The following is a 14,904-nucleotide window of genomic DNA, read 5'->3' on the forward strand; positions in this document are numbered from 1 at the left end:
CCGTGACACCCTGACGGGGTGGCGACCAAGCGCAACGACGCCGGGCTCACCGCGACCCTGCGTCGTATCGAGCGGTCGGCCGGGGCGCTGGCGACCGCGAGTGTGGCCCGGATGGACGAGACCCTGCCCTGGTTCCGTGAGCTGCCCGCCGACCAGCGTTCCTGGGTGATGGTGATCGCCCAGGCCGGGGTGCGGTCCCTGGTGGAGTGGCTACGCGACGGTGGCGGCGCGAACGGGAGCCCGCAGGAGGTCTCCGACGAGGTCTTCGCCGCGGCGCCGCGGGCGCTGGCCAGGTCGATCAGCCTGCAGCACACGGTCGCCCTGATCAAGGTCACCATCGACGTGGTCGAGGCGCAGGTGCCGCACCTGGCCGCGACCGGCGAGGAGTCGCTGCTGCGCGAGGCGGTGCTGCGGTTCTCCCGGGAGATCGCCTTCGCCGCCGCCCGGGTGTACGCGCGGGCGGCGGAGTCGCGCGGCGCCTGGGACGCCCGGCTGCAGGCGCTGCTGGTCGACGCGCTACTGCGCGGCGACTCGTCGGACGTGCTGGCCAGCCGGGCCGCCGCGCTGGGCTGGACCGATGCCTCCCCGGTGTCGGTGGTGGTGGGGCGGTCACCGGGCGGCGAGGTCAGCGCGGTCCTGCAGATCGTCTACCGGGCCGCCCGGCGGATCGGGGTGGAGACGATCGGCGGGGTGCACAACGACCGGCTGGTGGTGGTGCTGGGCGGGGCGGCCGATCCGGCGGCGGCGACCGGCAAGCTGCTGGACGCGTTCGGCGCCGGCCCGGTGGTGGTCGGACCGATGGTGGCCAGCCTGGACGAGGCGACCGAGTCGGCTCGGGCGGCGCTGGCCGGATACCGGGCGGCGCCGGCCTGGCCGGCGGCGCCCCGCCCGGTCGCGGCGACCGATCTGCTGCCGGAGCGGGCCCTCGCCGGTGATCCCGAGGCCCGCCGTCGGCTGCGTCGCGACGTGTACGGAACCCTGGTCCGGGCCGGCGGGGAACTGCTGGAGACCCTGGACGCGTTCTTCGCCGCCGGGGCCGTGCTGGAGGCGACAGCGCGGGCACTGTTCGTACACCCGAACACGGTGCGTTATCGACTGCGTCGCATCGGTGAGGTGACCGGACTGTCGCCGTTCGCCGCCCGCGACGCGTACGCGCTGCAGATGGCCCTGGCGATCGGCCGGTTGGATCCCCCGCCGCTGCTGCGCACCTCGCCTGACTGAACGCACTTCCGAGCAACATTTGCGGGCAAAAGACGTGCACATCCGACGATCTTTGTAGGAATCCTCCAACGACGGTAGTGCGGATTGGTATCTCAGCGCACCCAAGTGACCCGTGGGTATCAGGAAGAGTCATAGCCGTGCTCGCCGTACTCTCCCCCGGCCAGGGGTCCCAGAAGCCCGGCTTCCTCACCCCGTGGCTCGACCTGCCCGGCGCCGAGGCCCGCCTGCGGTGGTGGTCCGCGCTCGCCGGGGTCGACCTGGTGCACCTCGGCACCACCGCCGACGCCGACGAGATCAAGGACACCGCTCGCACCCAGCCGCTGCTGGTCGCCGCGGCCCTGCTCGCCGCCGAGCACCTGCCTGGCGGATCACCGGCCGGGCACCGCCGGGGCGGGCTCTACGACGTCGCCGTCGTCGCCGGTCACAGCGTCGGCGAACTCGCCGCCGCGTCGCTGGCCGGGGTGCTGCCCGCCGAGTCGGCCATCACGCTGGCCGCAGTCCGGGGCCGAGAGATGGCCGCCGCCTGCGCGCTGGAACCCTCCGGGATGGCCGCCGTGCTCGGCGGCGACCGGGACGAGGTGCTGGCCGCGATCGACCGTCACGGACTGCACCCGGCGAACCACAACGGAGCCGGTCAGATCGTGGTGGCCGGAGCCACCGGCCAGCTGGAGAAGTTCGTCGCCGAGCCGCCGGCCCGGGCCCGGGTGGCGGTGCTGCAGGTAGCCGGGGCGTTCCACACCCCGTACATGGCCCCGGCCGAGCAGGCGCTCGCGAGCGTCGCCGCCGGGATCATCCCGGCCGATCCCAACCGAATCCTGCTGTCCAACCTAGATGGCGATGCCGTCAACCACGGCCGGGAGCTGCTCCAACGCCTCGTCCGGCAGGTGACCGCACCGGTGCGCTGGGACCTGTGCATGCAGACCCTGGCAAACCTCGGTGTCACCGGAGTACTGGAGCTGCCACCGGCCGGCACCCTCGCCGGTCTGGTCAAGCGGGAGTTCAAGGACCGTGGCGTGCCGGAGATCGTCACCGTGAAAACCCCGGACGACCTGCCTGCGGCGCGGGCCTTGATCGCCCGGCACGGGATGGCCCCCAGTCACGAGCCCACCAGGCAGTTCCGGGTCGTCGTGTCGGCCAGCGCCGGCACCTTCGAACCGGCTGCCGGACTCGCCGAGGGCGACCCGCTCACCGCCGGTCAGATCATCGGACACGTCACCACCCGGCAGGGTCCGGTCGAGGTCGCCGCACACGACGCCGGTGTGCTCACCGAATGGCTCGCCCACCACGACGACCCGGTCGCACCGGGCCAGCCGCTGGCCCGGATCAGCGGTTCCGCACTGTGAGCGCGCACCCCGACAGCGCGCCGGGAAAGGCAGCAACATGACCGGATCACAGATCGTGGCACTCGGGCACTACCAGCCCTCCCGGGTGGTCACCAACGACGAGCTCGCCCAACTGGTGGATACCAACGACGCCTGGATCCGGGACCGTGTCGGTGTCGTCACCCGCCGGATCGCCGACTCGGAGACCGTCGCCGACATGGCCTCGGCGGCGGCCGAGAAGGCACTGGCCAACGCCGGCCTCACCGCGGCCGACATCGACCTGGTGGTGGTGGCGACCTGCACCGCCATCGACCGCAGCCCGAACGTCGCCTGCCGGGTCGCGGCCCGGCTCGGCATCGCCGCCCCGGGTGCGTACGACATCAACACCGCCTGCTCCGGCTTCAGCTACGCGCTCGGCACCGTCGACCACGCCGTACGGGCCGGTGCCGCACGCAACGCCCTCGTCATCGGCGCGGAGAAGCTCTCCGACTTCACCAACTGGACCGACCGCTCCACCTGCATCATCTTCGGTGACGGCGCCGGTGCCGCCGTGGTCACCGCCACCGGCGGCAACGAGCCGGCCGGGATCGGACCGGTGGTCTGGGGCTCGGTTCCGGACAAGAGCGACGCGGTGCGCATCGAGGGTTGGCGGCCGTACGTCGAGCAGGAGGGCCAGTCGGTGTTCCGGTGGGCGACCACCGCGCTCGCCCCGTTGGCCCTGCAGGCCTGCGAGCGCGCCGGGGTCGACCCGACGGAAATCGCCGCCTTCGTCCCCCACCAGGCGAACGCCCGGATCATCGACGGCATCGCCAAGCGGCTCGGGATGCCCGACGCGATCGTCGCCAAGGACATCGTCGAGTCCGGCAACACCTCGGCGGCGAGTGTGCCGTTGGCGCTGTCGAAGCTGGTCGAGCGGCGGGAGATCCCGTCCGGCGCCCCGGTGCTGCTGTTCGGCTTCGGCGGTGGACTCACCTACGCCGGGCAGGTCGTCCGCTGCCCGTAAGCTCCTACCGCCCGCTCCGAGGTGGAGCGGGCCGCCCGCCGACCCGGCAGGCATCATTGTTTCAACCGAGAGGAAAGTAGAAACCCATGACCCGTGACGAGATCACCGCCGGCCTCGCCGAGATCCTCGAAGAGGTCGCCGGGGTCAACCCGGACGACGTGGCCGGCGACAAGTCGTTCACCGATGACCTGGACGTCGACTCGCTCTCCATGGTCGAGGTCGTGGTGGCCGCCGAGGAGAAGTTCGGCGTGAAGATCCCGGACAACGAGGTGCAGAACCTCAAGACCGTCGGCGACGCGGTCGCCTACATCGAGACGCAGGCGTGACGATGGTCGACGTCGTCGTCACCGGGCTCGGCGCGACGACCCCGCTCGGCGGGGACGTCGCGGCGACCTGGGATGCCATGCTCAACGGCAAGTCCGGAGTCGACAAGCTCACCCACGACTGGGCCGCGCAGCTGCCGGTCCGGATCGCCGCCGAGTTGGCGTCCGAACCCGCCGAACGGTTGGACCGGGTCAAGCTGCGCCGGCTGGACCGATCCGAGGCGATCGCGCTGATCGCCGCAGGTGAGGCGTGGACGGACGCTGGGCTGGGCGACGCCGGCGTCGACCGGGAACGGCTCGGCGTCAGCATCGGTTCCGGCATCGGCGGCGCGCTCACCCTGCTCGCCCAGGACGACATCCTGGAAGCCTCCGGGCCCCGACGGGTGTCGCCGCACACCGTACCGATGCTGATGCCCAACGGCCCGGCCGCCTGGGTCGGTCTGGAGTTCGGCGCGCAGGCCGGCGTCCACTCGGTCGCCAGCGCCTGCGCGACCGGCGCGGAGGCGATCGCGCTCGGCCTGGACATGATCCGGGCCGGCCGGGCCGACGTGGTGATGGCCGGCGGCACCGAGGCCGTGGTGCACGGCCTGCCGATCGCCGGCTTCGCCGCGATGCGGGCCATGTCCACCCGCAACGACGACCCGGAACGGGCGTCGCGACCGTGGGACAAGGCCCGCGACGGGTTCGTCCTCGGTGAGGGTGCCGGCGTCGTGGTGCTGGAACGGGCCGAGCACGCGGCGGCCCGCGGCGCCCGGGTGTACGCCCGGCTCGCCGGGGCCGGGCTCACCTCCGACGGGTACGACATGGTGCAGCCGCATCCCGAAGGGCTCGGCGCGGCCCGGGCGATCCGGCTGGCTCTGGCCGACGCCGGGGTGTCCGGCGGCGACATCGTGCACGTCAACGCGCACGCCACCTCGACCCCGGCCGGCGACCTCGCCGAGCTGGTGGCGCTGCGCGAGGCGATCGGCGACCACCCGGTGCTGACCGCGACCAAGTCGATGTCCGGGCATCTGCTGGGCGCGGCCGGCGCGCTGGAGTCGATCGCCACCATCCTGGCGATCCGCGACAGCGTCGTCCCGCCGACGATCAACCTGGACGACCCGGACGACCAGCTCGACCTCGACGTGGCAGCGCAGAAGGCCCGGCCGATGGACGTCCCCGCCGCGTTGAACAACTCGTTCGGATTCGGCGGACACAACGTCGCGCTCGTCTTCACCCGGGTCTGATAGCCGACCGGGTCACGACGACAGCAGACGGGGCTCCGGCCCTGCCGTCGGCGCTCCGGCCCGCGCGGGCCGGAGCGCCGTCGGCGTCTGGTCGACGCGCGTGGTCAACCGGTGCAGCTGGTGGCAGGCAGGCCGGACACCGGCACCGGCAACCGGCCGGGTGCCGGTGCGGCACCCCGCAGCACGTCGGCCAGCGCGGACATCGACGCCGGACTCGACGAGTAGGTGGCCAGCAGCGTCGCGGACCGGGCCTCGGCGAGCAGGTACGGGGTGTCCATGGCAACGGTCACCGCCGCGTCGACGTTCAGGTCGGACGGGCCGTCGCCGTAGCCGACCAGGTGCACGACCGTACCGCCCTGGCCGACCACCTCGACGCCGGCGGCGCGCAACTCCTCGATCAACAGCGCCCGGGTACGCTCCCGGCCACCCGAGGCGGTGACGGTCACCGGCCCGTCGACCCCGGCGCAGTCCCCCCGCACCTGGGTGACGGCGGCGGCGGCCAACCGCCGGGCGGCGGCGTAGTGGTCTTCGGCGCCGAGCACCGTCATCGGCGGGGTCCTCTCCTCGGCGAGCCGCTGTTTGAGGGTCAGCACCCGGGTGACCGCCTGCACGAGTCGCGCCCGGGGCAGTGACCCGTCGCGCAGCGCGCCGAGCAGACCATCGTACGCGGCCGTCACGTCCGGCGGCATGAGGATCAGGTCGTTCCCGGCATTGATCGCCGCGACGGCCGCGTCGCCGGGCGACAACGCGCGGGCCGGCGCCATGTTCATCCCGTCGGTTACCACCACCCCGTCGAAGCCGAGTTCGCCGCGGAGCAGGTCGGTGAGGACCTTGCGGGAGAACGTCGCCGCCACCCCTGGGTCGACCGCGGCGACGTCCAGGTGTCCGGACATCACCAGGCCGGCGCCGGCGTCGATGCCGGCCACGAACGGCGGCAGGTCGGCGGCGGCGAGAGCGGTCCGGTCCTGGTCGAGCACGGGCAGGTCACCGTGGGAGTCGACAGCGGTGTGGCCATGCCCCGGGAAGTGCTTGAGGGTGGCCGCGACGCCGGCCGCCTGCAGGCCACGGACGGCGGCGGCGACCTGTCCGGCCGCCGCGTCCGGGTCGGCGCCGTACGACCGGGAGCCGATCACCGTGCTGTTCACCCCGAGGACGTCGGCGACCGGCGCGAAGTCGACGTTGACGCCGAGCGCCGCGAGTTCGGTACCGGCCGCCCGCCAGGCCGCCTCGGTCAGCTCCGGCTGCCCGGCCGCACCGGCCGCCATCGCGCTGGGCAGCAACGTCACCCCCTGGTTGATCCGGGTGACGATGCCGAACTCCTGGTCGGTGCCGATCAGCAGCGGCAGCTCGCCGACGCCGTCGGGCAGCGCGGCGGCGGGCAACCGCCCGGCGGCGTCCTGCAGCCCGGTGGTCAGCTCCCGCACCTGGGTGGTGCTGTCGACGTTGGTGGTGGGTTGGTTGCTGCCGGTCGGGTCGTCGGCCGAGAAGCCGACCAGGATCAGGCCGCCGACCCGGTAACGGTCGATCATCTCGGCCGGGGTGTCGACTCCGGCGAGCTGCTGGTTACCGGCCGCCGAACCCGGCGAGACCTCGGTTGCGGACGCCCCGTACGCGTACGGCATCAGCACCTGACCAACCAGGTCCTCGTCACTGAGAGTCGCGGCCAGCTGGGCGGCCGGCGATGCTGCAGGGCTGGCTTTCGGTTCGCCGGAAGGGCCTTCTGGACTGCTGGGAGTGCTGGCTTCAGGCCGGTCGCCGGCTCCGGCGCAGCCGCTGGTGACGCCGAGGATGGCCAGCAGAACGGAAGCGATGGTTACGCGGGGTGAGGGGAACACACCGGCCATCCCATCAGGCTACGGTCGCGGCGGCAACCCGTGCCCGGCTGGCCTAGGTTCCGAGCCCGGCTCACCCGGCCGGGTCTGCTCACCCGGTGACCGGATCAGCCCACCCGGGTGAGCAAGGTCACCGGCGCTCCTTCACCGGCGTGCCGGTACGGCTCGAGTTCGGTGTCCCAGGCGGTGCCCATCGCCTTGTCGAGGGCGTGCGCGATCGCTTCGGGAGCCGGCGACGCCGCGATGATCGCCCGGATCCGGTCCTCGCCGAGCTGGATGTCCCCGGCCGCCCCGATGGTGGCCCGGAACAGGCCGCGACCGGGTACGTGCATGAACCGCTCCCCGTCGGCACCCGGGCTGGGTTCCTCGGTGACTTCGAAGCGGGTCATCGGCCACTGTCGTAGGGCAGCGGCCAGCTCGGCCCCGGTCCCCGCCCGGCCGGTCCAGCTGCACTCGGCACGCCGGCCGTTCGGATCGAGCGGCTGAGCGGTCCAGTGCAGGTTGACCGGCGCGACGAGGACGCGCGATATCGCCCATTCGACGTGAGGGCACACGGCGAGCGGGGTCGAGTGGACGTATACGACGCCACGCGTTGGCACGGTGACCTCCCGGAGAGCGAGGTGCGTCTTCCCCTACGACCTCGACCACCGGGCGGTGTGACCAATGATGACTGTTGTGACGGGTGGTGCGCCAGTGAATCGGCAAACTGGTCACGGAAATTGTCGCCGCCCGGCTCCTCGGCTCCGCCCCGCCGCCGGGAATGCCGGCCACGGGTGCGTCGTTGTCCCTGCTGGTCGGCCGGAAACCACGGCCGAGCGCGAGGTGGCCGAGCCGATCTGCGGCCGGCCGTCCGGTAAGATGAGGGCGGCGTATGCCGACACCCAGCGAACCCGTTCGTGTGATCAGCCGTACCGCCAGCCCTGCCCGTACCACCAGACTTGCCCGTACCACCAGTCCTGTCCGTACCGTCAGTCCTGCAAGGGAGTCCCCCCGTGGCGAGCAACACCTCCAAGACCGCGCGCGCGTCAGTCCGCGCCGGCCAGGCCGGTCAGGGTGGTGCCCTGAGCGTCCTCGGCGAGTTCAAGTACCTGATCCCGCTCAACGGCGGCAAGCACGCCTATGTCCGCAACCTCACCAACGGGAAGACCGCTCACCTGCGTACCGACTCGGACGCGTTCGTGGAGGAGATCCGGTCGCTGGCCGGTGCCGGCCACGCCGCGAAGATCCGGTTGGAGATCAACGCGCTGGCGGCCGCCCACCCGGGTCACGGCTGGGAGCTGACCGAGAAGCGGCTCGTCGAGGCCGGGGTCTTCGAGGCCTGAGCATGATCTGACGGGTCGGCGACGACCCGGACCTTGGACGGCCCCGCCGGGCGACACGCCCGGCGGGGCCGTTTCCGTCGCTGGTGGTGGCGGTGGCTGCTCAGTTGAGCAGTTCCACCTGGCCGTTTCCGAGGTCGTAGACCCCGCCGGTGACGTCGATCCGCCCGTCCGCGAGCGCCGTGGCGAGCAACTCCACCTGCCGCAGCCGTTGCACGGTCCGCCGCACGTGGGCCCGTACCGCGAGGGGCTGCACGTCCGGGTGCCCGACACCGACCTCGGTCACCGCCGGAGCGATCTGCTCCACCAGGTACCCGATGCTGCCGGCCGGGCGGCTGCCGGTGCGTTGCGCGCTGATCGTCGACGCCACCGCTCCGCACCGCTCGTGTCCCAGCACGATGACCAACGGCACACCCAACGCGCCGACAGCGAACTCGATCGACCCGACGATCGCCTGGTCCAGCACCTGGGCGCCGGAGCGCCCGACGCAGATCGAGCCGAAGTTCTGATCGAAGATCGCCTCCAGCGGCACCCGCGAGTCGATGCAGCCGAGCACGAACGCGATCGGATACTGCTCGCCGAGCGCCGCGCTGGCCGCAGCCGCCGACACGTCGTGACCGTGCCGTGGTTGTCCGGTGACGAAACGCCGGTTACCGGCCAGCAGCTCAGCCAGAGCCTCGGCCGGGCCGGGGTGATCGGGTGGTGGCGGGCCGGACGGACGCGGTGCCCGGGAATCCGGCATCGGGAACGACGGTGACGACATGGTTGCAGCGTGGCGTGCTACTGGCCGGTCGGGAAGGCAGTTGCGAGTCTTCTCACCGTGCTGGTTCCAGATCCGGCCTACCGGGGTACGTACGTCTGAACCGGGACCGCCAGCGACATGGGCGGAGGTGACGGCGGTGGGCAGGCCTCAGGAGTTCAGCGTCCGGCTGCCGGACGGAGCGGTGCTGCGCGGGCGGTCCAGCGGCCCGCGCGCTGCGGAACTGACCCTCCTCCTGTTGCACGGCTGGACTCTCGACCAGCACACCTGGCACCGTCAGGTCGGAGAGCTGACCGGGACGTCCGGGCAGCGGGTCCGGGTGGTCACCTACGACGCCCGCGGTCACGGCCGGTCCACGGCCACCGGGCTGGCCACGATGACTCTCGGGCAGTTGGGCGACGACCTCGCCGCGGTGTTGCGCCAGGTGGACGCCGCCGGCCCGGTGGTCCTGGCCGGGCATTCGATGGGTGGCATGGCGATCATGGAGTACGCGCACCGGCACCCGGTGGATTTCGCCGCCCGGGTCGCCGGGCTGGCGTTCGTGGCCACCACGGCGGAGGGACACACCCACACCGCGTACGGGCTGGCACCCCCGGTCGCCCGGCTGGTCCGGCTCTGCGAGGTGGCCGGAGCCGGCGTGCTGGCCAGGTGTGGCGCCTGGCGACCCCATCCGGGTCTGCTGCAGCCGCTGCGGCCGACCCTGCGGTGGCTGCTGTTCGGCGACACCTGCGACCCGCAGGACCTCGAACTGGCGACCACCGCCGTCGGTCGGACGACGCTACGGGCGATCGGCGGCTACCGTGCTTCGATCGGCGCTCAACGCCGGCTCCGCACGCTGGCGGCGCTCGACAAGGTCCCGGCGGCGGTGCTGGTGGGAGATCGTGACCGGCTGACGCCGCCGATCTGCGCCGAATCGATCGTCGACGCGTTGCCCGGAACCGACCTGACGGTCTGCCACGGGGCCGGACACATGCTGATGCTGGAACGACCGGACCGGGTGACGGCCGCCCTCGTCGAGGTGCTCGGCAGGGCGGCGTGCTGAAACAGGCTCGGCAAGGCGGAACGCGGTCGCCGGGTGCCCCGGGAGCCGGCGCCGGGCTGGCGCGCGGACGGTAACGTCGTAAGGCTGCCGGGTCCAATCACGTGACGGGGTCACCACGCTCCGCCGTCGCCGCCCGGCGCCGTGACCGTCCGCCGGCGGACCGGCCGCCCTGCCCCGGCCGGCCCGCCCTCGCCCAGGAGCCGCAGCGTTGACCGACGCCACCACGTTGGACCAAGAGATCGCCGCCGAGCAGCGGCACGTCGACCGGGTCTACGCCCGGTTGGCGCAGCTACGCCAGGACGCGGTACGCGCCGAGCGGGACGGCTACCGCCTCGCCCGGGTGGGCAACGTCGGCGCCCTGGTGGAGCGCGACGCGATGGTCTTCCACGCGGCCCGGCGGCGGCATCTGCTCGACGCCGAGCACGAAGGGCTGGTGTTCGGCCGGCTCGATCTACGCGACGGCGCGGTGTTGCACGTGGGTCGGCTCGGCGTGCGCGGCGAGCGGGCCGAGCCGCTGCTGATCGACTGGCGTGCCCCGGCCGCCGCCGCGTTCTACCAGGCGACGCCGGCCCGACCGCGGGGCGTGGTGCGGCGGCGCACCATCCAGTCCCGGGGCGAGCGGGTCACCGGCGTCTCCGACGACCTGCTCGATCCGGCGGCCGCGCCGGCCGGGATGCGGGTGGTCGGCGACGGCGCGCTGCTGGCCACCCTGGCCCGGGCCAAGGGACGTGGGATGCGCGACATCGTGGCCACCATCCAGCAGGAGCAGGACCAGGCGATCCGGTCGCCCGCCGCCGGGGTGACGATCGTCTCGGGCGGCCCCGGCACCGGCAAGACCGCGGTCGCGCTGCACCGGGCGGCGTACCTGCTCTATTCGGACCGGAGCCGGTTCGCTGGCGGCGGCATCCTGGTCGTCGGCCCGACCGGTGTCTTCGTCGAGTACATCGCCGCGGTGCTGCCGGCCCTGGGTGAGGAGAGCGCCACCCTGAGGTCGTTGGGGTCGCTGCCGCCGGGAGTGTGGGCGACCCGGACGGATCCAGCGGCGGTCGCCGTGCTGAAGGGGTCACTACGGATGCGGCGGGTGCTGGAACGGGCGGTACGTGACGCGGTACCGGACGGGCCGACCGAGTTACGCCTGCTCTACCGGGGGCAGTTGCTGCGGCTGCGCGGCCCGGAGCTGGACGGCATCCGGGCCCGCGCGCTGCCCCGGGGTGCACGGCGCAACGAGGTCCGGCGGGCCGGTATCGACGGGTTGTTCGAGGCGTTGTGGGCGCAGGCCCGGCAGTTGGTGGCCCCGGCCCGGCTGCCCGGCCAGGCCGAGTTCGAGGACGAGTTGTCGGACCGGGACGATTTCCGGGACTTCCTGCGGGCCTGGTGGCCCCGGCTGCTGCCGCGACACGTGCTGGGCTGGCTGGCTCGGCCGGACCGGCTGCGTCGGTACGCGCGGGGAGTGCTCGACCCGGCCGAGATCACGGTGCTGGCCGACGCGTTCGGTGACCTGGCGGACAACGGGCCGACGATCGCGGACGTGGCGCTGCTGGACGAGTTGGACGAACTGCTCGGCCGGCCACCGCAGCCCCGCCGCCGGCACCGGGATCCGTTCCAGGTGACCGGCGGGGTGCGTGAGGTGACGACCTTCGCCGACCGGGACCGGGCGGCCCGTGCCGCCGCCCGGGAGCGGCCGGCCGACTACCGGGAGTACGCCCACGTGGTGGTCGACGAGGCGCAGGACGTGTCGCCGATGCAGTGGCGGATGATCGGGCGCCGGGGCCGACTCGCCTCCTGGACGGTGGTCGGGGATCCGGCGCAGACCGCGTGGACCGGGAATCCGGCCGAGCTCGCCCAGGCCCGGGACCGGGCGTTGGGGCGGCGGCCGCGGCGGGAATTCCAGCTGACCACGAACTACCGCAACCCGGCGGAGATCTTCGAACTGGCCGCCGAGGTGATCCGCGAGGTCGCTCCGGACGCCCCGTTGCCGACGGCGGTCCGATCGACCGGGGTGGCGCCGCGCCGGGACCGGGTAGCTGCGGCGGTGCTGCCGGCTGCCGTCCGTACCGCGACCGCCGAGATGCTGGCAGCCGTGGAGGGGACGGTCGGCGTCATCGCCGCGGTGGCCCGGCGGGACGAGGTCGCCGGCTGGCTCGGCGAGCTGGCGACCTCCCGGCTGCAGGTGGTGTCGAGCCTGCAGGCGAAGGGCATGGAGTACGACGCGGTGGTGCTGGTGGCCAGCGAGGAGATCCGTGCCGAGTCCGAGGCCGGGGTGCGCACGCTCTACGTCGCGCTCTCCCGGGCGACGCAGCGGCTGGTCACCATCGACCCCGACCCGGAGTCGATTGCACATATTGCTATGTGAGCATTAGTCTACTGACGAGACGCCGGGCAACGGAGGGTGGCAGGCGTGGGAGTCGGACACGATCACGGCGCCGGGAGCACCGGCCAGCGACACTACGGGCGTCTCTGGGCTGCCTTCGCCCTGCTGGCGGGCTTCATGGTCGTCGAGGCGGTCACCGCGCTGGCCACCGGCTCCCTGGCACTGCTGTCCGACGCCGGGCACATGTTCACCGACGTACTCGGCATCGGCATGGCGCTCGCGGCGATCGCCGCGACCCGGCGACCGACCGGGGAGCCGCAGCGCACCTTCGGCCTCTACCGCCTCGAGGTGCTGGCCGCGCTGGCGAACGCCGTACTGCTCGCCGGGGTCGCGCTCTACGTCCTGGTTGAGGCGGCCCGCCGGTTCGCCGATCCAGAGCCGGTGACGGTCGGCCCGATGCTGGTGGTGGCGGTCGCCGGACTGCTCGCCAACATCGTCGCCTTCGCCCTGCTGCGCCAGGGGGCCAGGGAGAGCCTCAACGTACGGGGCGCCTACCTGGAGGTACTCGGCGACCTCCTCGGCTCGGTGGGGGTGCTGGTGGCCGCCACGGTGATCGCCACCACCGGCTGGTGGTACGCCGACCCGCTGGTCGCCGTCGGTGTCGGGGTGTTCATCCTGCCGCGCACCTGGCGGCTGGCCCGGGCCGCGCTGCGCATCCTGGTGCAGGCGGCGCCGGAGCATGTGGAGGTCGCCCGGGTCCGCAGCCGGCTGGCCACCGTGCCGGGCGTCTGCGACGTGCACGACCTCCACGTCTGGACGCTCACCCCAGGCATGGAGGTGGCCTCGGCACACCTGGCCGTGACCCCGTCAGCCGATGTCGGCACGGTGCTGCGGGACGCCCGGACAGCCCTGCACGACGAGTTCGGTATCGAGCACGCGACGCTGCAGATCGAGCCGCTGGCCCCCGCCGACTCCTGTGGACCGGCCGACTGGTGATTAGCAGATGCTTAAGTTTCGTGACCTTACCGCGACGTTGACAGCTACGATATACGTATATTTCTGTTTTTTCCAGACATAACATGGCTATCGATACCGGGACGGCAACCCGGGGAACCGGTAGTGTCGGCCCCGGTCTCCGCTCGGGCGGCGCCCCTCCGGCGCCTGCGGAGGCCGTCGCCTAATCGCCGTACGGCGAGCCGGGGAACCACGTACCTGGGGTGCATCCGCGTCACGCGGTAGGGATCTTCCGTCCCGAACCCGTCAGCTAACCCGGTCGGCGGCTGACGGAAGGAATGCACAGTGTCACGCACAGTCCACAGAAAAACCCGATCCGCGTTGTTGGCGGCGTTGACCGCTGCCCTGATGGCCGTCACCGGCACCCCGATCGGCTCGCCGGCCGGAGCCGCCCTGCCCGCGAACCGGCCCGACCGGGTCGACGACGAGGGAGGCACCGACAGCCTGCGCAAGGAGCTCGATGCGGCCTCGAAGGGCTGGATCGACGCCAAGGCGGCGCTCGACCACTCGAAGGGCCGGCAGAAGAAGCTGTCCGAGCAGCTCGACACGGTCGGTGCTGAGCTGGAGCAACGAAACAGGAACGTCGGGCACATCGTCGACCGCGCGTACCGCAACGGCAGGCTCGGCCCGGTCTCCGCGTTGCTCAACAGCACCTCACCGGAAGGGTTCATCGACCGGGCGGCGGCGCTGAGTGCGGTGACCGCCAACGAGGAGAAGCAGCTCCGCGAGCTGTACCGCACCCGCGACCAGGTGACCAGGTCCAAGGCTGCGATCGAGCATGAGATCCGGGAGCAGCAGAAGCAGGTCACCATCATGGACCAACGCCGGAACCAGGCGGAGCGGGCCTTGGCCGTCGCGGTCGCCGCCGAGAAGGAGGCGGAGGAACGGGCGAGGCAGCAGGCGGCGGAGGAGGCCGAGCGGGCCGCCGCCAGCGGATCCTCCGGCTCAGGATCCTCCGGCTCCGGGTCGTCGGGATCCGGGTCGTCCAGCGCGTCGGCGACCCCGGCCCCGCGCAACGCCAACGGCTCCTGGCCGGCCGAGTCGTGCAACGTCGACGACCCCACCACCTCCGGCTGCATCACGCCCCGTACGCTGCACGCCCTGAACCAGGCGAAGGCTGCCGGCTTCACCCGTTACGTGTCCTGCTTCCGCAACGGCAGCTCCGGCGAGCACCCCAAGGGCCGGGCGTGTGATTTCGCCGCCCAGCCCAACGGCTTCGGTGGAGTGGCGACCGGCGGTGACAAGAGCTACGGCGACAACCTCGCGAACTACTACATCAACAACGCCGACCGGCTCGGTGTGCTCTACGTGATCTGGTACAAGCGGATCTGGCTGCCCAGCAGCGGCTGGAAGACGTACAGCGGTGCAGGCGGCGACCCGTCCAGCGACCACACAAACCACGTGCACCTGTCGGTGTACTGACGTCGCGCGTACGGGGGCGGACGGCCACATCGGTGGCCGTCCGCCCCCGTACGGCTATGCACCGACGCCCCTCCGGCTCGACGGTGATCCCCCCGAATCGGGGTAGCGC

At 72.5% G+C, this 14,904-nt stretch carries 13 protein-coding genes and 1 riboswitch; of the genes, 10 read left to right on the top strand and 3 right to left on the bottom strand.

Translation table 11 applies throughout. The features are described 5' to 3' along the window. Positions 1-18: 18 nt before the first annotated feature. The 5 genes from ACN27J_RS10865 to fabF all read left to right on the top strand — a co-directional run bounded on the left by ACN27J_RS10865 (position 19) and on the right by fabF (position 5,095). Positions 19-1,221, top strand: coding sequence for a PucR family transcriptional regulator (locus ACN27J_RS10865; RefSeq protein ID WP_278170511.1), 1,203 nt, complete (start codon positions 19-21; stop codon positions 1,219-1,221). 137 nt (positions 1,222-1,358) lie between these two features. Next, on the top strand, positions 1,359-2,564 hold the full coding sequence (locus ACN27J_RS10870; RefSeq protein WP_421365628.1) for an acyltransferase domain-containing protein: 1,206 nt from the start codon (positions 1,359-1,361) through the stop codon (positions 2,562-2,564). 37 nt (positions 2,565-2,601) lie between these two features. Then, a complete protein-coding gene (locus ACN27J_RS10875) occupies positions 2,602-3,546 on the top strand; it encodes a beta-ketoacyl-ACP synthase III (protein WP_421365630.1) in 945 nt (314 codons plus the stop codon). Positions 3,547-3,632: 86 nt separating this feature from the next. Further along, positions 3,633-3,872: an acyl carrier protein gene (locus ACN27J_RS10880; protein WP_123602866.1), complete on the top strand. Its 240-nt coding sequence runs from the start codon at positions 3,633-3,635 to the stop codon at positions 3,870-3,872. After that, positions 3,869-5,095: a beta-ketoacyl-ACP synthase II gene (fabF, locus tag ACN27J_RS10885; protein ID WP_421365633.1), complete on the top strand. Its 1,227-nt coding sequence runs from the start codon at positions 3,869-3,871 to the stop codon at positions 5,093-5,095. The genes ACN27J_RS10880 and fabF overlap by 4 nt, the downstream gene beginning before the upstream one ends. Before the next feature lie 104 nt (positions 5,096-5,199). On the opposite strand, the gene ACN27J_RS10890 is transcribed toward fabF, so the two are convergent. Together ACN27J_RS10890 and ACN27J_RS10895 are read right to left on the bottom strand one after the other, a co-directional pair. Beyond that, the gene (locus ACN27J_RS10890) at positions 5,200-6,939 is read right to left on the bottom strand and encodes a glycoside hydrolase family 3 protein (RefSeq protein WP_421365636.1); all 1,740 of its coding nucleotides are present in this window, start codon (positions 6,937-6,939) and stop codon (positions 5,200-5,202) included. Positions 6,940-7,034: 95 nt separating this feature from the next. Then, positions 7,035-7,526: a DUF3145 domain-containing protein gene (locus ACN27J_RS10895; RefSeq protein WP_123602869.1), complete on the bottom strand. Its 492-nt coding sequence runs from the start codon at positions 7,524-7,526 to the stop codon at positions 7,035-7,037. Between the two features lie 393 nt (positions 7,527-7,919). Here ACN27J_RS10895 and ACN27J_RS10900 point away from each other — a divergent pair, with 393 nt between their 5' ends. Beyond that, entirely contained in the window at positions 7,920-8,249 is a 330-nt protein-coding gene (locus ACN27J_RS10900; protein ID WP_278170518.1) for a hypothetical protein, read from the top strand. A gap of 100 nt (positions 8,250-8,349) precedes the next feature. On the opposite strand, the gene ACN27J_RS10905 is transcribed toward ACN27J_RS10900, so the two are convergent. Next, positions 8,350-8,988, bottom strand: coding sequence for a carbonic anhydrase (locus ACN27J_RS10905; protein WP_421372187.1), 639 nt, complete (start codon positions 8,986-8,988; stop codon positions 8,350-8,352). A 157-nt stretch (positions 8,989-9,145) separates the two neighbouring features. Here ACN27J_RS10905 and ACN27J_RS10910 point away from each other — a divergent pair, with 157 nt between their 5' ends. From ACN27J_RS10910 to ACN27J_RS10925, 4 genes are all read left to right on the top strand, one after another. After that, on the top strand, positions 9,146-10,048 hold the full coding sequence (locus ACN27J_RS10910; RefSeq protein ID WP_421365639.1) for an alpha/beta fold hydrolase: 903 nt from the start codon (positions 9,146-9,148) through the stop codon (positions 10,046-10,048). Positions 10,049-10,256: 208 nt separating this feature from the next. Then, entirely contained in the window at positions 10,257-12,401 is a 2,145-nt protein-coding gene (locus ACN27J_RS10915; RefSeq protein ID WP_421365642.1) for a HelD family protein, read from the top strand. Positions 12,402-12,446: 45 nt separating this feature from the next. Then, complete coding sequence (locus ACN27J_RS10920; RefSeq protein WP_421365645.1) at positions 12,447-13,355, top strand: cation diffusion facilitator family transporter; 909 nt, start codon at positions 12,447-12,449, stop codon at positions 13,353-13,355. A 168-nt stretch (positions 13,356-13,523) separates the two neighbouring features. Then, positions 13,524-13,654, top strand: a riboswitch (cyclic di-AMP (ydaO/yuaA leader). A gap of 67 nt (positions 13,655-13,721) precedes the next feature. After that, positions 13,722-14,795 carry a coiled-coil domain-containing protein gene (locus ACN27J_RS10925; RefSeq protein ID WP_421372188.1) on the top strand — a complete coding sequence of 358 codons (1,074 nt, stop codon included), beginning with the start codon at positions 13,722-13,724 and terminating at the stop codon, positions 14,793-14,795. Positions 14,796-14,904 lie beyond the last annotated feature (109 nt).

It is taken from the genome of Solwaraspora sp. WMMB762, from assembly GCF_049179115.1.
GTDB lineage: Bacteria > Actinomycetota > Actinomycetes > Mycobacteriales > Micromonosporaceae > Micromonospora_E.